The sequence below is a fragment of the Massilia sp. CF038 genome, from assembly GCF_900129765.1.
Lineage (GTDB): Bacteria > Pseudomonadota > Gammaproteobacteria > Burkholderiales > Burkholderiaceae_D > Telluria_A.
This window is the reverse complement of record NZ_FQWU01000005.1, coordinates 1-17,088: the sequence shown is the minus strand read 5'-3', so window position 1 is coordinate 17,088 and position 17,088 is coordinate 1. Positions and strand designations below refer to the sequence as shown.

Below are 17,088 nucleotides of genomic sequence, written 5' to 3'. Positions count from 1 at the left end.
CTTATTTCTTGCCGCGGCGCGAGACGATCATCGAAGTCGTGCGCTTGTTACGGCGCGTCTTCTTGCCCTTCGTCTGTTGGCCCCAAGGCGACACTGGATGACGACCAGCTGCGGTTTTACCTTCACCACCACCGTGCGGGTGATCGACCGGGTTCATGACCACACCGCGAACGGTAGGACGAACACCGCGCCAGCGCATCGCACCAGCTTTACCGATCTTGCGCAGGCTGTGTTCGGCATTGCCGACTTCGCCAACGGTTGCGCGGCACTCGATGTGCACGCGACGCACTTCACCCGAGCGCAGGCGCACTTGAGCGTAAGTACCTTCGCGGGCCATCAGCACAACACCAGCGCCAGCGGTACGGGCCATCTGGGCACCCTTACCTGGCAGCATTTCGACGCAGTGCATGACCGTGCCGACTGGGATGTTGCGGATTGGCAGGCAGTTGCCCGACTTGATCGGCGCTTCCGAACCGTTCATCACGCTGTCGCCAACGGCCATGCCTTTGGTGGCGATGATGTACTGACGCTCACCGTCTGCGTAGCACAGCAGGGCGATGTTCGCGGTGCGGTTAGGATCGTATTCGATACGCTCAACCTTTGCCGGAATACCATCCTTCTGACGCTTGAAGTCGATCAGGCGATAGTGCTGCTTGTGACCGCCGCCGATGTGACGGGTGGTGATGTGACCGTTGTTGTTACGGCCAGCAGTCTTCGATTTCTTTTCAACCAGTGCTGCGAACGGACGACCCTTGTACAGATCGGCGTTAACAACTTTCACCATGCCACGACGGCCTGGGGAGGTTGGCTTCATCTTAACGAGTGCCATTATTTAGCCTCCTCGACAAAATTGATTTCCTGGCCAGGCTTCAGGCACACGAAAGCACGCTTGGTATGGTTGCGACGGCCATTGAAACGGCCCGAACGCTTTTGCTTACCTTCGCGATTGACTGTCTGCACCGACAGGACTTCAACCTTGAACAACAGTTCAACGGCTGCCTTGATTTCAGGCTTGGTCGCATCCGGCAATACGCGGAACACGATCTGCTCGTTCTTTTCCGCGACCATGGTGGCCTTCTCGGAAATGACCGGCGCCTGGAGCACCTTCATCAGGCGCTCTTCGCTGAATTTGATTACGCCGCTCATGCGAACATCTCCTCGATCATGGCCAGTGCTGCTTTGGTGACCACGATTTTTTTGTAGAACACCAGCGACATCGGGTCAGCGTGACGTGGCTCAACGACGAGCACGTTCGGCAGATTGCGCGATGCCAGCAACAGGTTTTCTTCCAGGTTGTCGGTGATGATCATGACCGATTCCAGGCCCATGCCCTGCAGCTTTTGCGACAGCAGCTTGGTTTTTGGCGCGTCGATCGACAGACCTTCAACAACCACCAGGCGCTCTTCGCGTGCCAGCTGGGACAGGATCGAGCAGATACCTGCGCGATACATCTTCTTGTTCACTTTGTGGGTGAAGTTCTCGTCAGGCGAGTTCGGGAAGATGCGACCACCGCCGCGCCACAGTGGCGAGGACGACATACCAGCACGAGCGCGGCCCGTACCTTTTTGACGCCATGGCTTCTTGGTCGTGTGGTGAACTTCTTCACGATCTTTCTGCTTGCGGTTGCCGCTACGTGCGTTGGCAGCGTAGGCGACGACGATCTGATGAATCAGGGCTTCGTTGTAGTCACGGCCGAATACGGTATCGGCAGCAGCAACGTTCGAACCTGCTTGACCTTGCTCATTGAGAAGCTTGAGTTCCATAATTAAGCTCCTTTCTGTGCTTTGGCTTTGATCGCAGGCGAAACAACGACCTGACCATTTTTCGCACCAGGTACGGCGCCTTTGACCAGCAGCAGCTGACGGTCGGCATCGATACGGGCGATTTCGAGATTCTGTACGGTACGGGTAACGTCACCCAGGTGACCGGTCATGCGCTTACCAGGGAACACGCGACCTGGATCCTGCGCCATACCAATCGAGCCCGGCACATTGTGCGAACGCGAGTTACCGTGGGTCTGACGACCGGAAGCGAAGTGGTAACGCTTGATGACGCCAGCGTAACCCTTACCGATCGTGACGCCTTGTACGTCGATCTTTTGACCGACTTCGAACAGCGAGGCAGCGACAACGTCGCCAGCTTTCAGTTCGGAGGCTTTGGCAGCATCGACGCGGAATTCGCGCAGCATGGTGCCGGCTTCCACGCCAGCTTTGGCGTGATGACCCGCTACAGCCTTGTTCACGCGGGAAGCGCGACGTTGACCGAAAGCGACCTGAACAGCGGTATAACCGTCTGTTTCAGGAGTTTTGATTTGCGCAACACGGTTGTTCGACACGTCAAGCACGGTAACTGGGATCGAATCCCCGTCATCCGTGAAGATGCGCATCATACCAACCTTGCGACCGAGAAGGCCCAGGCTCATTTTTTCTCCATTCCCACCTGCGATTGGGCGGGGCTGATGTTTAACTACCAAGTAAAGGACAGATTCAAAAAAGACGAATCCATACCGAAGCCGGCTAGTATAACCCGCAAAAGGGCTTGACGCAACAACTTAGTTGGGGGTATGTCGAGGTAAACGGCGCCCGTTGCGGCAATCGCACAGCCGGGCAGACAGCAGCTGCCCGGCCCCTTGCCAACTGGCTGCATAGTCAGGCCGGATGGCGCCTGCCATGCCACCCAAGCCGAAAGCGAGTACTTACTTCGATCGAGCCGCCGGGCGCCTGCGGACACATGCCAGCGCCATCCCAGCCAGCGCCAGCAAGGCCATGGAAGCGGGCTCGGGCACCACCGCCGGGCGCGCAAACTGGCCCGAACTGCCGCTGCAGCCCAGATAGCAATTGTCGCTGTCGCTGGCGTAAAACACGATATTGCCCTCATCAATGCGCAGGGTCGAAAACAGCGTGTTGATCATCAGGTTCAGATGGGTCAGGCGGTTGCCATCGATGGTGAACGCCAGGTCAAACTTGGGATCGTCGAGCACAAAGCCGGTACCGGCCAGCACATCGATATCGATGGCGCCGTCCCACAGGTCGTTGAACATCATGCCGATCCGTAGAATCGGGCTGAGCGGATCGGCATGGTCGCAGGGGGTGCTGTTGCACGGCGGCAATGAATAATCAATATGGCCAGCGGCCCCATCGCGCAATTCAATGAAACCGGTCACGTTGCGGATCTCGGTCGACACGCTGGCCACGTTCCACTGGTAGAGGACGCCGGCCGAGGCCAGCGACGACAAGCTCAGACAGGCAAGTGCAAACAGCAATTTTAGGGGTTTCATCATGTCTCCTGGAAAAGAAAAAAGCGCTGGCGGGGCAAACTGCCCCACCAGCGCTCTCAGCTTATCCTGCCTTAGACGGAGGCAGCGCGCTTGCGGCCAAAGGCCAGGCCGAAACCGGCCAGCGCCAGCAGTGCCAGCGAACCGGGTTCCGGCACCTGGGCAGCGCGCACGAACTCGCCGGTAGCGCCGGAACAGCCAAACAGACAATTGTCAGTGTCGCTGCTGAACAGGGCAACATAGTCGCCGTCGATGCGCAGGGACGATTGGATGGTGTTGATATACAGGCTGAAGTTGCTCAGACGGTCACCCAGAATGTCGAAGCTGGCGTCAAACGATGGGGTGTTGAAGTTGTAGCCGGTCCCCGCCAGCAAATCGATATCCAGCGATCCCTGTGGCTGATTGATCTTCATCACGAATTTCAGGATGGGGCTGCCTGGATCGGACAAGTCGCAAGGCCAGTCGGCGCAATTGACCGCGTTGTAGTTAATATGGCCTGCGGCCGAGTCGGCCAGCTCGATGTAGCCGCTCATATTGTAGATCTCGGTCGAGAGGCTGCTTGCCTGCCAGGTGTAGACAACGCCGGCCGAGGCCAGGCTTGAAACGGTCATGCACAGAGTTGCGAGCAAAAGTTTAAGGCGGGTCATGATTTCTCCAGTGAGCATCAAATTGATGTGACGTTGCACAAAGCACAATTCATGCCGCTATGCAGAGCGCCCGCCGTTACTGGGCAAGCGCGCAACCATACTCTCGCTGGGATGAACAAATGTAAAGTTTACCGAAAGTGCAAGATGACCACTTAACTTTCCGGAGCGATATATTGCGCGGTGAAAGCAACAAGACTTTACCGGTGACAGGCTAAAGCTGTGCCCTTAAACTTTTCGCAAGTTGAGCAAGGCGGCCGGGTGAGGCGGCTCAACCCAGGATCGAGGCGACCTGCGAAGGCGAGCGCCGCCACAGGCTGGCAATCCGGCTGCGCAGGCTGCGGCGGATGCTGCCGCGCAGCGGACCGCTCTGGCCGGCAACAGGCACCGCCAGTTCCCAGGCCACCGGGCGCACGTCGGCCACCTTGGTGAAGTGGGCCAGCGTACTCAAGGTCTGCTCGTCGCCCAATTCCAGGTGGCGGTCTTGCAGCAGGAGGAACATGGGCACGGCGCGCACTTTGCGGGCCCGGATGTCGAGCTCGACGCAGCCCGGCAGACAGGCGCCATTGCTGAGCGTGAAGGTGGCAGCGACCACCAGCTGGCATGGCTGTTCGAGTGCGATCGCGGCCAGGGCGGTCGGGCGCACGAACGATTCATTCTGGCCCAGGGTCGCTTCTTCGTTCAGCGCCCACTCCCACACCGGGAAACCGGCGAAATCGGCGCGCGAAATGGTGCGGATGGAACGGCGGCTGTCGAGATCGGTCGTCATGGTGGCGGCAAAGCGAGGGGAAGACCTCCAGTGTACAGTGCAATCTCAATTTCTGCCTAGCAACTACCGGTTTTCCGTTGTACCCGGGCTAAAATAGATTGCTTGATTGATTACGTAGCGTGCCCATTTAGGGTGTGCGAGCCCGCGCCGCGTCGCGCGGGTCATTTTCTAACCAGACAAGGAGTATTCGATGGCAATCAGTTTGCAAAAAGGCGGCAACGTCAACCTCAGCAAGGAAGCGCCAGGGCTGACCCAGGTCTTGATCGGCCTGGGCTGGGACCCGCGCGCCACCGACGGCGCCGCCTTCGACCTGGACGGCAGCGCCTTCATGGTCAAGGCCGACGGCAAGGTCCGTAGCGATTCCGACTTCATCTTCTACAACAACCTGAAGTCAGTGGACGGCTCGGTTGTGCACCAGGGCGACAATACCTCGGGCCAGGGCGATGGCGATGACGAAAAAATCATTGTCGACCTGTCGCGCGTACCAGCCGACATCGACCGCATTCCGTTCAGCGTCACCATCCACGAAGCCGATGCGCGCCGCCAGAACTTTGGCATGGTAAGCAAGGCCTACATCCGCTGCGTCGACAACAGCAGCAACAAGGAGCTGGCGCGCTACGATCTGTCCGAAGACGGCTCGACCGAAACGGCCATGATCTTTGGCGAACTGTACCGCGCTGGCGCCGAGTGGAAATTCAAGGCCATTGGCCAGGGTTTCAAGGGCGGCCTCGGTCCCCTGGCCCGCTCCTACGGCGTGAACGCCTGATTCATCCGCAGCACACCTGCCTGTGCCGGCCAGCGCAGGCGGCGCACCCTGCACGACAGCCGGGATGGCAAACGCGCCATTCCGGTTAGAATTGACAAAACGACACGATTCCCGTGTCCGTCCCACCCCGCGTTCCAACAGTTTTTGAAGGTAATTCATGCGTGTCTGGTTTAACAGGACGTTCTCGTCCGTGTATGCGGCCATCGGCCTGATCCGTGAAGCGGATCAGGCTGGACGTTTCCATCTGATTTACAGCAATGCCAATCCGCACGCTGCGGCGGCCCGCGTGGCGCACCAGTTCCTGCCCGAACCCACCGGCCTGGACACGGATGCCTACATTGACTGGTGCCTGGCATTTTGCCGTGAGCATGCGGTCGACATTTTCATTCCCGGCAAGGAATCAACTGCCCTGGCTGGCGCCCATGCCCGCTTTGAAGCGCAAGGCACGCGTGTGCTCAGCGCAGGCCAGCCTGCCGCGCTGGAACTGATCCATGACAAGGCCCGCTTCTACGCCAGCCTGGACCTGCCCCAGGCGCCGCTGGCCGACACGCGCATGTTCGAAAACCTGGCCCAGTTCGATGCTGCCTATGCCGAACTGCGCCAGCGCCACCCCAAGCTGTGCGTCAAACCGGCACAGTCGGTATTTGGCCTGGGCTTTGCCGTGCTTGATGAAGAACGCAGCAGCGCCGCCCTGCTGATGGCCGGCGCCCAGTACCACATTGGTCTGGCCGACATGCGGCGCGGGCTGGAAGAGCTGGGCGAGTGCCGCACCATGCTGCTGATGGAGTACCTGGACGGCCACGAATACAGCGTCGACTGCGTCGGCGACCAGGGCCGCCTGGTGGCAGCAGTGGCGCGCAAGAAGCCGCAGCAGGCCGGCCGCGGGCAGCTGATCGACATGCGCGCCGATATCGTGGACGCCTGCACCCGCCTGGCCGCGCAGTTTGGCCTGAACGGCTGCTTCAACGTGCAATTCCGCGAAGGGGGCGACCAGCTGCGCCTGCTCGAAATCAATCCGCGCATGTCGGGTGGAATCGGCATGGCCTGCGTGGCGGGCCCCAACCTGCCCTACATTGCCCTGGCCGGATTTGCCGACGGCTTCGACCAGGTCCATGTGGCACCTGTGCGCAACGGCATCCGCGTGGCCGAACTGAGCGAAGCGACGGAGCTGGCATGATCGAACAACACACCATCACCCTGCCCACCGGCACGCTGGAACTGAGCGTGACCAACAGCGCCTTCCCGCTCGACGAACTGGTCGGCTTTGCCGCGCGCGCCAACAACAAGCGCGGTTTTCTGTTCCTGTCCAAGGTGCTGGGCAAGCACTGGCCGGTCACGCCATCGACCATGCGCACCATCCATGACCAGATGGCGGCCAGCGTGCCAGCCATCGAGGGGCCCGTGGTATTCATCGCCATGGCCGAAACGGCGATCGGCCTGGGCCAGGGCGTCTTCGAAGCCTGGCTGCGCGCCCATCCCGGGCGCGAAGCCCTGTTCATTCACACCACCCGCTATCACGTGGGCGAAGTGCCCATCATCGAGTTCGCCGAAGCGCACAGCCATGCGCCGCGCCAGTTCCTGCACATGCCGCCCGACCCGCAGCAGCGCGCCCTGCTGCTCTCGGCCCGCACCCTGGTGCTGGTCGACGATGAAGCCAGCACCGGCAACACCTTCCTGAATCTGGCCAATGCATGCCGCGAACTCAATCCCGGGATCGAACGGGTGCACCTGGCTGCCATCACCAACTTCATGGGGGACGATGCCACCGCCGCACTGCGCGAGCGCTTTGGCCTGCCCACCAGCATGGCCGCGGCCCTGAATGGCGAATATCAGTTCATTCCTGGCGAACTGGCTGCCGAAGGGGCGCCAGCCCAGCGTTTCGACGCCAGCGCCGACCGCGGCGCCAGCGGCGCATTTGGCCGCTTCGGCCTGAACGACCCATTGACCGTGCCAGCCGCGCTGGCCGACAGCCTGGCCGGCCAGGTGCGCGGCGGCGAGCGTGTGCTGGTGCTGGGCACGGGCGAATTCATGCACCCTGCCTTCCTGCTGGGTGCAGCGCTGGAGCAGCGCGGCGTCGATGTGGTGGTGCAGTCCACCACCCGCTCTCCCATCTTGAAATGGGGCGCCGTGTCGGCCGCGCTTGCGTTCCACGACAACTATGGTGAAGGCGTGACCAATTTCCTGTATAACGTCGCCCCTGACCAGTACCAGCATGTGTTCATCTGCCACGAGACCGCGCCCAATGAGGCGCTGTTCCAGCTGGCCGGCGTGTTCAAGGCACGCCTGTTCCACTTTATAAGCGAGACCGAAGTTGAAGAAGTATCAGAAATTCCTGTTCGCTGACCTGGACGACACCCTGTTCCAGTCGCGCGAAAAATGCGGCGACAGCGACGCCCTGCGTCCGGCTGCCTTCCTCAAGGATGGCAGCCCGATCTCGTACAGCACCGAGCGCCAGCGCGCATTCATCGCCTTTGCGCAGGACGGCATGACCATGATTCCCGCGACGGCGCGCAACCTGAACGCCTTTGGCCGGGTCGACCTGCCCTTCGAAAGCTGGGCCGTGCTTGACTACGGCGGGGTGGTGCTGCAGCCGGGCGGTGCGCTCGATCAGCACTGGCACGCGCATATGCAGGGCGCCATGCAAGCCGCCCTGCCCGGCTTGCGTGAACTGGCTGCATTGATCGATGCCTGGGCCGAGCGCACCGGCTTTGCCGGCCGTGCGCGCCTGATCGAAGACTTCGACACGCCCTTCTACCTGGTGGTCAAGGACGTCGACAAGATCGCCGCGCGCCTGGTGCCGATTGAAACCGAGGTAGTCGCGCCGTGGATCGCAGCTGGGGGACACGACTACTTCATTCATCGCAACGGCAACAACCTGGCGATTCTGCCCAATGCGCTCAACAAGGCGCACGCGGTGCAATACGTGATCGAGCGCCTGCGCGAACAGCACGGCGACATTCTCACCTTCGGCATGGGCGACAGCCGTTCCGACGCGCGCTTCATGGCCGCCTGCGACTACGCCATCGTGCCGCCCCGCACCCAGCTGGCTGGCCTGACGCTGGAGGCGCTATGAATTTCTCTGGCAGCTACCGCAGCGGCGACGTCAGCTTCCTGCTCAAGCCTCTGGCCTTGCAGGACTTTGTCGACATTCCGGAAAAGGAAAGGCTGATCCAGTCCGGCCAGCGCCATTACAGCGAAATGCTGTCGCCGGAGTCACTGCCTTCCGCACGCTACCTGGAAGTGTTCCGCCAGGCCTGTGCCATCAATCTGGAGCGCATGGCGCGCGACTGCCTGACCCTGGCCGCGCTGATTGCAGCGCGCCGTAGCGGCCCGATCACGCTGGTCTCGCTGGCACGCGCCGGCACGCCGGTGGGCGTCGTCCTGAAACACCTGCTCACTGGCGTGCTGGGACGCGAAGCGGCGCATTATTCGGTGTCGATCATCCGCGACCGCGGTATCGACCAGGTCGCGCTCGAACATATTCTGGCAGCCGGCCACGCGCCCGAGTCGCTGGTGTTTATCGACGGCTGGACCGGCAAGGGGGTCATCTCGCGCGAGCTGGAAACGGCCGTCGCCAGCTTCAATGCGCACCACGGCACCGCCATTGATGGTGGTCTGTACGTGCTGTCCGACCTGGCCGGTACGGCGGCTTGTGCCGCCTCCTGCGACGACTACCTGATCCCGTCGAGCATTCTGAATGCGACCGTCTCCGGCCTGGTCAGCCGCTCGATCCTGAATGACGCCATCGGCCCCGGCGACTTCCATGGCTGCGTGTATTACCAGCAGTTTGAAGCGCACGACCAGTCGCAGCGCTTTGCCGACGACCTGATCGCGCGCGCTCGCGGACAAGGGCAGCCGCAAGGCACGGCGGCGCCCATGGACCGCGCCCGGGCCGCCGCCGTATCGCGCCAGTACATGCAGGCCGCGCTGGCGCAGCACGGCATTGCCGACGTCAACTTGGTCAAGCCGGGCATTGGCGAAGCCACCCGCGTGCTGTTGCGGCGCAGCCCGCGCCTGCTGATCGTGCGCGAGCCGCAGGCGCCCGAAGTAGCTCACCTGCTCCTGCTGGCCCAGGAAAAAAACATCCCCGTGGCGACCGACCCTGGTCTGCCCTACCACGCAGTATCGCTGATCAGGAGTGCACTGGATGGCTAAGTCAATGGGCGCTTCGCTCTATATACCCGCAAACCACAAGCATCTGATGGCGGTGGCCGATGGCAGCCGCCTTGGTCACACCCGCTCGCTGATCTTCTGTACCGAGGATGCCGTCGCTGATGCCGACTTGAGCTGGGCGCTGTTCAATCTGTCAGTGGTGCTGGCCAATATGCGCGCTGAAGCCAGCGCAGAACGCTTTGTCCGGGTCCGCAATCCGGAAGTACTGGCCCGCGTACTGGCCATGCCAGGCGCCGAAAAGCTGACCGGCTTCGTGCTGCCCAAGTGCACCCGGCACAACTTTGACGCCTACTTCAAACTGGTGCGCCACACCGAACACATGCTGATGCCAACGCTGGAGACAGCAGACGTATTCAATGACAACGAGATGCGCCTGTTCCGCGAAGTGCTGGAAGCGCCGGGCGTGCGCTCGCGTATCCTGGCGCTGCGCATTGGCGGCAACGACCTGCTTGCCTTGCTGGGCTTGCGCCGTCCGCGCAACCTGACCATTTACCGCACCCCACTGGGCCCCGTCATTGCGCGCCTGGTCACCACCTTCCGCCCGTATGGCTTCGTGCTGACAGCGCCCGTGTTCGAGCACCTGGATCTGCCCGAACTGCTGGACCAGGAAGTGGCCGAGGACATGGCCTACGGGATGGTGGGCAAAACCGCCATCCATCCCAGCCAGATCGCGCTGATCGAGCAGCATTACCGGGTCAAGGCACGCGACCTGGAAGCTGCGCGTGCCATTCTGGACGAAGACAGCCCGGCCGTGTTCAAGATGCATAATTCAATGTGCGAAGTGGCGACCCACCGCGCCTGGGCCCAGCGCATGGTCGAGCAGTCGAACATTTTTGGTGCGCACCAGAGCGATACTGCCGCTCCCTGAACTCTTCAACCGAAAAGGAAAGCATTGTGAATATATTCTCGCGTGGACAAAAGGGCAAACTGGCCGACCTGGGCCTGAATGCACCCTTCCCGGTCGACCTGGCGCTGGGCGCCAACGGCATGTCGATCGACGTCTCGTGCTTCGGTGTTGACAGCGCCGACAAACTGTCCGACGAGCGCTTCATGGTGTTCTACAACCAGCTGGCCGCACCGGCCGACGCCATCGTGCTCAATCTGGACAATGGCCGCGCGCGTTTTACACTGAACCTGAACGCCCTGCCCGATTCCATCGTCAAGCTGGTGTTCGTGGCCGCCATCGACGGTAACGGCACCATGCGCGCGCTGGGCGCGAGCAGCATGACGCTGGGTGACGCCGTTCAGTTCCCACTCAGCGGGGCCGACTTCCAGGACGAAAAGGCGCTCATTCTCGGCGAGATCTACCGCAAGGATGGGGTATGGCGCTTTGGCGCGGTTGGCCAGGGCTTCAATGGCGGCCTGTCGGCGCTGCTCAAGCACTTCGGCGGCACCGAGGCTGCGCCGGCGTCGCCATCGGCGCCCGCACCCGGCCCTTCGGCAGCACCGCCGCCGCGCGTGTCGCTGTCGAAGGTGACGCTGGAAAAGCGTGGCGACAAAGTCTCGCTCGAAAAACGCGCCGGTGGCCGCGGTTTCGGTCGCATTCACGTCAACCTGAACTGGAACCGCAGCGGTGGCTCGGCACCACCGGCCCAGCGCACCGGCTTCCTGGCGCGCATCACCGGCGGTGGCGCCAGCGAAGGCATCGACCTCGATCTGGGCTGCATGTACGAAATGGCCGACGGCCGTCCGGGCCTGGTGCAGGCATTGGGCAATGCCTGGGGCGACTTCGACCGCCCGCCCTACATCAAACTGGAAGGCGACGATCGCACGGGCCAGGCCAGCAACGGTGAAAATCTGGTCATCAACGGCGACCATGTGGGCGACATCAAGCGCGCGATGATTTTTGCGTTCATCTACAAGGGCGCCCCGAACTGGGCCGCGACCGACGGCGTGGTGACAGTGGCGATGCCGGACCAGGCGCCAATTGAAGTCAAGCTGCAGCAAGGCGGCACCCAGATGATGTGCGCGATTGCGATGATCGAAAACCGCAGCGGCAATCTGCAGATCACCAAGCTGGAAGAGTACTTCTCGCAGCAGGGCCGCGAAAGCGCGCACGAGCTGATGGACCGCCGTTTCGGCTTCGGCCTGCGCTGGACCACGGGCACCAAGGACTGAACCAGCATCGCCTTCGGGCAGGCGGGGGCCGACCTTCGCTGGAGACGGAAACTTAGGACTAGCACCACATCGCCCTCGCGAAGGCGGGGGCCTATTCCACCTCGCCGAATTCGGCCATGCGGTATAGGCCCCCGCCTGCGCGAGGGCGATGAGGTATGCGGCGCGAGGATAACCTTCTCACACTGCGCTTTCCTTGCTAATCTGATTGATAAAAAACGGGTACCACGGATTAAATCAACATCGCCCTCGCGAAGGCGGGGGCGCATACCACTTAACCGAATTCGGTTAGGCGGTATAGGCCCCCGCCTTCGCGAGGGCGATGAGGTATGCGGCACGAGGATAACCTTCTCACACTGCGCTTTCCTTGCTAATCTGATTGATAAAAAACGGGTACCACGGACTAAAAATCAACATCGCCCTCGCGAAGGCGGGGGGCCATACCACTTAACCGAATTCGGTTAAGTGGTATAGGCCCCCGCCTCCGCGAGGGCGATGTTCAGATGGCGCTGGTCTTCCCGATCTGGTACCAGTCGACCTTGCGGGTTGCAACCATCACGCCCGACAGCACGGCGAACAGCAGAATACTACCCAGCACCAGCGCATTATTTTCCGACACCAGCAAGCCATACAGCGCGCCGTACAGCAGCGTGAGCGCGGTGCCGAAGCCAAGCCCCCGGGTCCAGTCACGCAGCACCGCAGCAAGGTAGTAGCCAATCAGCAGAATGCACGCCGCGCTGGCAATCAGGTACGCCGTCAGGAACGCGATGTGCTCGGACAAACTCACCAGGAGCAGGAAGAACAGCACCAGCGCCAGGCCGACCAGCAAATACTGCACCGGGTGAATCGGCAGCAGCTTGAGCACCTCGAACATGAAGAAGGCGGCAAACGTCAGCGCCACGAACAGCAGCCCGTACTTGGTGGCCCGCTCGGCCATCGAATACACATTGACCGGTTCGATGAAGGCGACGCTGAACGAGTCCACATTACAGACCTTGCCTGGTTCGCTGCCCACTTCAATGTCGCGCAGCTGCTGCTGGGCGTTGGTCGCCAAAGAGGCAATCGTCCACGTCGCATTGAAACCATTCTCGTTAATGGTGCGCTCGGGCGACGGCAAAAAATCCCCGCCAAACTGCGGATGCGGCCAGTTCGACGCAAGCGTGATCGTATTGTTCTTCCCCACCGGGACCACATGCTGACGTTCGATACCATTCAGTTTCAGGGTGAACGAAAACTTCGCTTTGCCGCCCAGTTCCATCGCGGGCAGATCGGCATGCAGGCCGCCGCGCAGTGCTTGCAGGCCGCTGCCTTGCTGGAACTCGATCGCGCCGCCGTTCCAGTCCACCTTTGGAAAGTCGGCAATGCCGCGCACGTCCTCGATACCGAGGGCCAGATAGGCCGGGCGCAAGGTCAGGCTGGAATTGGGCGAAGCGCGCGGCAGCGCGTTTAACGCGGGCAGTGCAAAATCACCCTTGATCGCGTGCACGCCGCCATACATCAGCACCTGGTGGATGCCACGATAGCGGCGATAGGTATCGATCTTGCCATTGATGTCGAGCTGGTTCGGAAACACCAGATGTTTGCGGGTGACGCTGCGGCGCACCGTTTCCGCAGGCTCGTTTTTGCTCTTGGCCGGAATCAGTTCCACATACTCGTCAACGTAGGGCACCACCAGAATCGGCCCGGTGATGGTTTGCTCGCGCACCGACTCCGACGACACGCTTTTGACGGCGTCATCGCGAAATTGGGCGCGATCGTTGATGGTTGACTGAATCATCCCCAACGCCACGGCGATCAGCACGGTGATGCCGAGGATGATGAGAATCTTGAATAACAATGTACGTTGCATGGCCGCTCCCTGTTGATAATGCGGCCAGTGTAGGGAACGCTTGTGCGTTGGTGATGCGTTCTGTGTGAAGTTCAGCCGATCGGTAGTTCGACCTCGGCCAGCACCCCGCCGCCTGGCGCATTGGCCACGGTGACCCGACCACGATGCAGGGCAATGGCTTCGCGCACAAACGGCAAGCCCAGGCCCGTGCTTTTAGCGCCGTCGGGACGCGGCAGCGAATAGAAGCGCTCGAACAGCCGCTCCCGGGCATAGTCAGGAATGCCGGCGCCCTGGTCACGTACGCTGATGAGCACTGCATCGCCGCGCTGGACCACACGCAGCACGATGCTGGTATTGGGCGGCGAAAAATCGATCGCGTTATCAAGCAGATTGCCCAGCGCCTGGCGTAGCAGCAGCGCGTCGCCGGGCAGCGCAATCGCTGCCGCGTCCACCTCCAGTGTGAGCGCGCGCGCGGCCAGCCGTGCAGCGCAGTCTTCGCGCACCTGGAGGGCCAATTCCTGCAGATCAACCCGCGCCGGCGTTGCCAGATGCTGCTGCTTTTCTACGCGTACAAGTGCCAGCAGCTTGTCGATCAACTGCTTCTGGCGCGCGTTCTGGTTGAGGATATTGGCAAGGAAGTGGCGGCGCTGCTCGGCCGGCATCTCTTCCTGCAGCAGCTCAGCCGACCCTTGAATTGCCGCGATCGGGCTTTTCAGTTCATGGGCCATGGTGTGCATCAGCTCTTCGACATACTCCTTGCCCTCAAGCTGTTCGCGCATCGCATCGAGCGCCCGGCCCAGGGTGCCGATTTCATTGTTCCCCAGCGCCGGCAGCGCCGCTTTTCTGCCCGCTTCAACGTCGGCGATATACAGCATCAGCTTGCGCAGCGAATGGCTTAGCCACCAGGCGAACGCGCCGCCGATCAGCAGCGACAACCCAAGCAGCAGCGCGCCGCGCTGCACGATGATCTGCTGGCTGCGCTCGACGAAGGGCTGCACTGCCAGATTGGGCTTGGCCACCGTCAGCGAGCCGATGATACGCTCGCCGTCGCGGATGGGCGCCGCCACGTGCATGACGGTACTTTGCTCATCGCCATACTCGGCACGCGTGCTGCGCGCGCCGTACTGCCCACGCAAAGTGCGGTAGACATCATTCCACTTCGAATAATCCGCCCCCACATCAGTACCGGTCGAATCGAAGATCACGATGCCCCTGGCATCGGTGATGTAGACGCGGTAGCTGAACTCCGGCTTCACAAAGCCTGCGATCTTGACGTCGGCGCTGCGCTTGCGGACCGATGCCATGCGCTGCATCAGGACTGATTGCTCCAGGTGGCCGGCCTTGACGTCATCTGCCACCATGGCGGCCAGCAGGTGCGCGGTATCGACCAGGGTGTCTTCCTGGGTGGCGCGCACGCCCGGCTTGACCTGCTGCACAAACACGTTCAGTACAAAATATGCGGCCAGCCCCACGATCAGGAAGTAGCCAAGCAGGATCCGCAGGCCGATCTTCACGCGGGCGCCAGACTGTAGCCCATGCCGCGATGGGTTTGAATCGGATCGGACGCGGGGTCGATCAAACGCAATTTGGCACGCAGCGATTTGACGTGCGCGTCGACTGTGCGATCAAGCGTTTCGGGCGCGTCGGCCCAGACACGGTCCATCAACTGGGCCCGCGACAGGACGTGGGACGGATGCTCGAGCAGTGTCTTGAGCAGCAGGTACTCATAGCGCGTGAGATCGAGCGGCTGGCCGCAAAATACCACCCGTGCCTCGTTCTGCCGCAATTCGAAGCGCGCCGGCGCGGCTGCTGGCGGCGCCAGCGCCGTCAGGCGGCGCAGCACGACCCGGATACGTGCGACCAGCTCGCGCGGCGAAAATGGCTTGGTGACGTAATCGTCAGCGCCGATTTCAAGGCCAACAATGCGATCGATTTCATCGCTGCGTGCCGTCAGAAAAATCACCGGCACATTGGAGAACTGGCGCAGCTGGCGGCACACTTCGAATCCGTTCATGTCGGGCAGACCGACATCGAGCACCACCAATTCAGGCACCGGCCCGGCTGGCACCCGCATCGCTGCCAGGGCTTGCTCGCCCAAGCCCACATGGACAGGCGTGAAGCCATCCGTGCGCAGCGCGTAGGCGATGCTGTCAGCGATGGCTGCTTCGTCTTCGACGATCAAAATGGTTCGGGACATGTCCTGCCGGGCAATGGTGGTGGTGGCGTGAGTATCAGCTCTGGGCTGCCCTGGCGTCAATCGGGAAGCTTACGCACGCTTACAAAAAATGGCATTTCGCGCAATATTGACGTGCTATATTTCCTGCATCAATGTTCACTCTTCATAAGGCCACCATGAAACTCAGCGCTTTCTTCCAGCGCAGCATCATTGTCCTCGGCTTCGCTGCAGCCGCCATCGCACCTGCCCAAGCGCAAGGCAACGGCAAACAGGGCATGGATTACAGCGCCATGTGCGTCCAGTCGGCCAACATGCCAAAGCCGTATGGCGAATACGACCTGAAGGGTAATGCCAAGTTGCCAGATTACTGCAAGTGCTTCAGCGAAGCATTTGGCGCGCGTGCCATGAAGGCCATGAGCGCAATGCAGGCCGGCGGCAAACCACCATCGCTGGAGCAGTCGAACAAGGAAGAGCTGGAATTGCGCAATGTCTGCCGCAAAAAAGTGGGACTGCCGCTGGCAGTGGAAGCGAAGTAATTCAAGTTCCCGTGGCCGCCCTTCGGCGCCACTGGAGCACGGGTCTGAGCCACAGCCAGCGCAGCGCCACCAACGAACCATCGCTGGCATCCTTGCCCCCGTCCTCACCGTCAGTCCCATAGAGAAAGGGCCGGGCAATCCGCTGTCAAGCGGATCGGCCCGGCCCTTCCAAGCTGACGGAGATCACCCCGCCGGCTGCTGCGATTATTGCAGTTTGATTTCGACGTCAACGCCAGCTGGCAGGTCCAGCTTCATCAGCGCGTCAACGGTCTTGTCCGTTGGGTCCACGATGTCCATCAGACGCTGGTGGGTACGGATTTCGAACTGATCGCGCGAGGTTTTGTTGACGTGCGGCGAACGCAGAACGTCAAAACGCTGGATGCGGGTTGGCAGTGGTACTGGGCCTTTGACAACAGCGCCGGTACGCTTGGCGGTGTCAACGATTTCCAGTGCGGACTGGTCGATCAGCTTGTAATCGAAAGCCTTCAGGCGAATGCGGATTTTCTGGTTTGGTGCGGACATGGTATTTCCTTTAAAGAGCGAACCGGGCTTGTCGCGCCGGCAATATGAATAAGGTAGTACGTGCTGCTAAACAAAAAGCAGGGGGCACAGTATAACCTGTTCCCCCCGCTTTGAATCACTTAACCTGAATAATTAGGCGATGATTTTTGCAACAACACCTGCACCAACGGTACGGCCACCTTCGCGGATTGCGAAGCGCAGACCTTCTTCCATTGCGATCGGGTTGATCAGCTTGACGGTGATCGACACGTTATCGCCTGGCATAACCATTTCTTTGTCCGCTGG

General features: G+C 61.2%; 19 protein-coding genes and 1 pseudogene. 8 read left to right on the top strand and 12 right to left on the bottom strand.

Annotation, left to right across the window (positions count from 1 at the left end; all coding sequences use genetic code 11):
- Position 1: 1 nt before the first annotated feature.
- From rplB to BUC24_RS23090, 7 genes are all read right to left on the bottom strand, one after another.
- The gene (rplB, locus tag BUC24_RS23120) at positions 2-829 is read right to left on the bottom strand and encodes a 50S ribosomal protein L2 (protein WP_073222550.1); all 828 of its coding nucleotides are present in this window, start codon (positions 827-829) and stop codon (positions 2-4) included.
- The gene (gene rplW, locus BUC24_RS23115; RefSeq protein ID WP_073222548.1) at positions 829-1,146 is read right to left on the bottom strand and encodes a 50S ribosomal protein L23; all 318 of its coding nucleotides are present in this window, start codon (positions 1,144-1,146) and stop codon (positions 829-831) included. Before rplW ends, rplB begins: the two co-directional genes overlap by 1 nt.
- Positions 1,143-1,763 carry a 50S ribosomal protein L4 gene (gene rplD / locus BUC24_RS23110; protein ID WP_025603563.1) on the bottom strand — a complete coding sequence of 207 codons (621 nt, stop codon included), beginning with the start codon at positions 1,761-1,763 and terminating at the stop codon, positions 1,143-1,145. Before rplD ends, rplW begins: the two co-directional genes overlap by 4 nt.
- A gap of 2 nt (positions 1,764-1,765) precedes the next feature.
- Positions 1,766-2,422: a 50S ribosomal protein L3 gene (rplC, locus tag BUC24_RS23105; protein ID WP_073222546.1), complete on the bottom strand. Its 657-nt coding sequence runs from the start codon at positions 2,420-2,422 to the stop codon at positions 1,766-1,768.
- A gap of 273 nt (positions 2,423-2,695) precedes the next feature.
- Positions 2,696-3,277: a PEP-CTERM sorting domain-containing protein gene (locus BUC24_RS23100; protein ID WP_178372608.1), complete on the bottom strand. Its 582-nt coding sequence runs from the start codon at positions 3,275-3,277 to the stop codon at positions 2,696-2,698.
- Between the two features lie 71 nt (positions 3,278-3,348).
- Entirely contained in the window at positions 3,349-3,885 is a 537-nt protein-coding gene (locus tag BUC24_RS23095) for a PEP-CTERM sorting domain-containing protein (protein WP_073222543.1), read from the bottom strand.
- A gap of 304 nt (positions 3,886-4,189) precedes the next feature.
- Positions 4,190-4,687, bottom strand: coding sequence for a hypothetical protein (locus BUC24_RS23090; RefSeq protein WP_073222541.1), 498 nt, complete (start codon positions 4,685-4,687; stop codon positions 4,190-4,192).
- Between the two features lie 190 nt (positions 4,688-4,877).
- On the opposite strand from BUC24_RS23090, the gene BUC24_RS23085 reads away from it, so the two are divergent.
- From BUC24_RS23085 to BUC24_RS27540, 7 genes are all read left to right on the top strand, one after another.
- Positions 4,878-5,453 (top strand): TerD family protein, encoded by a 576-nt coding sequence (locus BUC24_RS23085; protein ID WP_073222539.1) that lies wholly within the window; start codon positions 4,878-4,880, stop codon positions 5,451-5,453.
- Positions 5,454-5,610: 157 nt separating this feature from the next.
- Positions 5,611-6,630, top strand: a complete 1,020-nt coding sequence (locus tag BUC24_RS23080; RefSeq protein WP_073222537.1) for an ATP-grasp domain-containing protein — start codon at positions 5,611-5,613, stop codon at positions 6,628-6,630.
- Entirely contained in the window at positions 6,627-7,796 is a 1,170-nt protein-coding gene (locus BUC24_RS23075) for a phosphoribosyltransferase domain-containing protein (RefSeq protein ID WP_073222535.1), read from the top strand. Before BUC24_RS23080 ends, BUC24_RS23075 begins: the two co-directional genes overlap by 4 nt.
- A complete protein-coding gene (locus BUC24_RS23070; RefSeq protein WP_073222533.1) occupies positions 7,765-8,526 on the top strand; it encodes an HAD family hydrolase in 762 nt (253 codons plus the stop codon). The genes BUC24_RS23075 and BUC24_RS23070 overlap by 32 nt, the downstream gene beginning before the upstream one ends.
- Complete coding sequence (locus tag BUC24_RS23065) at positions 8,523-9,608, top strand: cysteine protease StiP family protein (RefSeq protein WP_073222531.1); 1,086 nt, start codon at positions 8,523-8,525, stop codon at positions 9,606-9,608. Before BUC24_RS23070 ends, BUC24_RS23065 begins: the two co-directional genes overlap by 4 nt.
- The gene (locus BUC24_RS23060; protein WP_073222529.1) at positions 9,601-10,494 is read left to right on the top strand and encodes an HpcH/HpaI aldolase/citrate lyase family protein; all 894 of its coding nucleotides are present in this window, start codon (positions 9,601-9,603) and stop codon (positions 10,492-10,494) included. Before BUC24_RS23065 ends, BUC24_RS23060 begins: the two co-directional genes overlap by 8 nt.
- 26 nt (positions 10,495-10,520) lie before the next feature.
- Positions 10,521-11,744, top strand: a complete 1,224-nt coding sequence (locus tag BUC24_RS27540; protein WP_073222526.1) for a TerD family protein — start codon at positions 10,521-10,523, stop codon at positions 11,742-11,744.
- A 496-nt stretch (positions 11,745-12,240) separates the two neighbouring features.
- Here the strand turns inward: BUC24_RS27540 and creD are convergent, their stop codons facing one another.
- From creD to creB, 3 genes are all read right to left on the bottom strand, one after another.
- Complete coding sequence (gene creD, locus BUC24_RS23050; protein WP_073222524.1) at positions 12,241-13,590, bottom strand: cell envelope integrity protein CreD; 1,350 nt, start codon at positions 13,588-13,590, stop codon at positions 12,241-12,243.
- A gap of 71 nt (positions 13,591-13,661) precedes the next feature.
- A complete protein-coding gene (gene creC / locus BUC24_RS23045) occupies positions 13,662-15,083 on the bottom strand; it encodes a two-component system sensor histidine kinase CreC (protein ID WP_073222522.1) in 1,422 nt (473 codons plus the stop codon).
- Positions 15,080-15,766, bottom strand: coding sequence for a two-component system response regulator CreB (gene creB / locus BUC24_RS23040; protein WP_073222520.1), 687 nt, complete (start codon positions 15,764-15,766; stop codon positions 15,080-15,082). Before creB ends, creC begins: the two co-directional genes overlap by 4 nt.
- Before the next feature lie 155 nt (positions 15,767-15,921).
- Here creB and BUC24_RS23035 point away from each other — a divergent pair, with 155 nt between their 5' ends.
- On the top strand, positions 15,922-16,281 hold the full coding sequence (locus tag BUC24_RS23035) for a hypothetical protein (RefSeq protein ID WP_073222518.1): 360 nt from the start codon (positions 15,922-15,924) through the stop codon (positions 16,279-16,281).
- A 204-nt stretch (positions 16,282-16,485) separates the two neighbouring features.
- On the opposite strand, the gene rpsJ is transcribed toward BUC24_RS23035, so the two are convergent.
- Both rpsJ and BUC24_RS23025 read right to left on the bottom strand, forming a co-directional pair.
- The gene (gene rpsJ / locus BUC24_RS23030; RefSeq protein ID WP_005663509.1) at positions 16,486-16,803 is read right to left on the bottom strand and encodes a 30S ribosomal protein S10; all 318 of its coding nucleotides are present in this window, start codon (positions 16,801-16,803) and stop codon (positions 16,486-16,488) included.
- A gap of 132 nt (positions 16,804-16,935) precedes the next feature.
- Positions 16,936-17,088, bottom strand: a pseudogene (locus BUC24_RS23025) (elongation factor Tu); the annotation flags it as partial.

Excerpts from the sequence above, each read along its gene's own strand:
- rplB (WP_073222550.1), bottom strand. The coding sequence starts at position 829 with ATGGCACTCGTTAAGATGAAGCCAACCTCCCCAGGCCGTCGTGGCATG.
- rplW (WP_073222548.1), bottom strand. The coding sequence starts at position 1,146 with ATGAGCGGCGTAATCAAATTCAGCGAAGAGCGCCTGATGAAGGTGCTC.
- rplD (WP_025603563.1), bottom strand. The coding sequence starts at position 1,763 with ATGGAACTCAAGCTTCTCAATGAGCAAGGTCAAGCAGGTTCGAACGTT.
- rplC (WP_073222546.1), bottom strand. The coding sequence starts at position 2,422 with ATGAGCCTGGGCCTTCTCGGTCGCAAGGTTGGTATGATGCGCATCTTC.
- BUC24_RS23100 (WP_178372608.1), bottom strand. The coding sequence starts at position 3,277 with ATGAAACCCCTAAAATTGCTGTTTGCACTTGCCTGTCTGAGCTTGTCG.
- BUC24_RS23095 (WP_073222543.1), bottom strand. The coding sequence starts at position 3,885 with ATGACCGTTTCAAGCCTGGCCTCGGCCGGCGTTGTCTACACCTGGCAG.
- BUC24_RS23090 (WP_073222541.1), bottom strand. The coding sequence starts at position 4,687 with ATGACGACCGATCTCGACAGCCGCCGTTCCATCCGCACCATTTCGCGC.
- BUC24_RS23085 (WP_073222539.1), top strand. The coding sequence starts at position 4,878 with ATGGCAATCAGTTTGCAAAAAGGCGGCAACGTCAACCTCAGCAAGGAA.
- BUC24_RS23080 (WP_073222537.1), top strand. The coding sequence starts at position 5,611 with ATGCGTGTCTGGTTTAACAGGACGTTCTCGTCCGTGTATGCGGCCATC.
- BUC24_RS23075 (WP_073222535.1), top strand. The coding sequence starts at position 6,627 with ATGATCGAACAACACACCATCACCCTGCCCACCGGCACGCTGGAACTG.
- BUC24_RS23065 (WP_073222531.1), top strand. The coding sequence starts at position 8,523 with ATGAATTTCTCTGGCAGCTACCGCAGCGGCGACGTCAGCTTCCTGCTC.
- BUC24_RS23060 (WP_073222529.1), top strand. The coding sequence starts at position 9,601 with ATGGCTAAGTCAATGGGCGCTTCGCTCTATATACCCGCAAACCACAAG.
- creD (WP_073222524.1), bottom strand. The coding sequence starts at position 13,590 with ATGCAACGTACATTGTTATTCAAGATTCTCATCATCCTCGGCATCACC.
- creB (WP_073222520.1), bottom strand. The coding sequence starts at position 15,766 with ATGTCCCGAACCATTTTGATCGTCGAAGACGAAGCAGCCATCGCTGAC.
- BUC24_RS23035 (WP_073222518.1), top strand. The coding sequence starts at position 15,922 with ATGAAACTCAGCGCTTTCTTCCAGCGCAGCATCATTGTCCTCGGCTTC.
- rpsJ (WP_005663509.1), bottom strand. The coding sequence starts at position 16,803 with ATGTCCGCACCAAACCAGAAAATCCGCATTCGCCTGAAGGCTTTCGAT.